The 1,367-nt window shown below is 41.7% G+C and carries 1 pseudogene; it reads left to right on the forward strand.

The features are described 5' to 3' along the window. Positions 1 to 91 precede the first annotated feature (91 nt). Positions 92 to 1,116 (forward strand): annotated as a pseudogene (locus EYR97_RS21765) (IS110 family transposase). Positions 1,117 to 1,367 lie beyond the last annotated feature (251 nt).

Below are 1,367 nucleotides of genomic sequence, written 5' to 3' on the forward strand. Positions count from 1 at the left end.
GTCCCAGCGAGATAATTGGACTCCCCCGCACCTGAGGGTTTGGGGTAATATTTTTGTTACCACACAAAAAATATTAAAGAGAGTCCTTAACATGTATCGTACTAAAGTCGGCGTTGATTTAGCAAAAAATATAATTCAGGTTTGTACATTAAACGGTAAGAAAGTTACGTCCAATGTAGAGATGAGTGTTGATGAGTTTTCGTCTTGGTTAGCCAAATCGAAACCCCTTACTGTAGCGTTCGAAGCCTGCTCTACATCAAACTATTGGTATCAACGCGCTATCGAAGCCGGTCATGATGCTCGACTTATTAGTGCCAAGTTGGTCAAAGCTGTTAGGCAGAACCAAAAGACGGATAAAAATGATGCATTGGCGATTGCTCAAGCACTGTTTTTACCGGAAGTGTCTTTTATCAACGGTAAAAGTGTTGAGCAACAACAGTTGCAATCAATTCAACGTTTGCGTGAGTTAGCAATTAAGAGTCAAAACGCCTCACAGAAACAAATAGTATCATTACTGTTAGAACTAAATATCCGTTTACCCAACACTCAGGCCGGCATACTGCGAGGGTTGGAAGGTGTACTTGAAGATGGAGAGATTAATTTGTCTGATACCTTCCGCGCCACTCTTTCGGTCGCTAAAGTGCAACTTGAAAATATGATTAGCGCTATTCGTGAATACGATAAATATTTAGAACAGAGTATTCAGTTATTACCTGATTGTAAGAAGCTATTAAAGCTTGAGGGTGTAGGACCCGTTAATGCTATAAACCTTTATATTGCTTTGGGTGCAAATCAATCGCAGCCATTTAAAAGTGGGAAAAACGCGTCTGCTTGTATTGGTTTAACGCCAATTCAGCATTCCTCTGGTGGTAAAGAAGTCATGGGGACCATAGGTAAGTATTGTAAAAACGGCTCCCTTCGAAGTCAGCTGATCACTGGCGCCATGTCAGTGGTGATTAAAGTGATAAAGTACGGCGCAAAAACGAAAAAGAACTTTGGTTGCAGGGCTTAATGCAACGGCGAGGTAATAGGTGTGCAGCTGTAGCCCTGGCTAATAAAACCGTCAGAACTGCTTATAGTATGCTGCAAAATAATACAGAGTATCACGCTGCATAACTCACAGCGCAAAATGAGTTAACCAACTAAAATGCTTGAACAAAGATAAAAATCTACAAACGAAGTCAGCCGCAAGCTTGGAGCATAAAAGCTCGCCAGCGAGACTTGGCCGTTTGTTCGCGTAAACATCAGTGAGCCAGAGATAGCTTCTCTATTAGAGCTCGAACATAAGCACGCATTTTTCTTTTTGTGATATTAAATTTTGGTTGTTGACATGGGGGAGTCCACATAAGCAGCGCGAGCGCCTTTAG

It is taken from the genome of Alteromonas sp. KUL42, assembly GCF_006538325.1.
Lineage (GTDB): Bacteria > Pseudomonadota > Gammaproteobacteria > Enterobacterales > Alteromonadaceae > Alteromonas.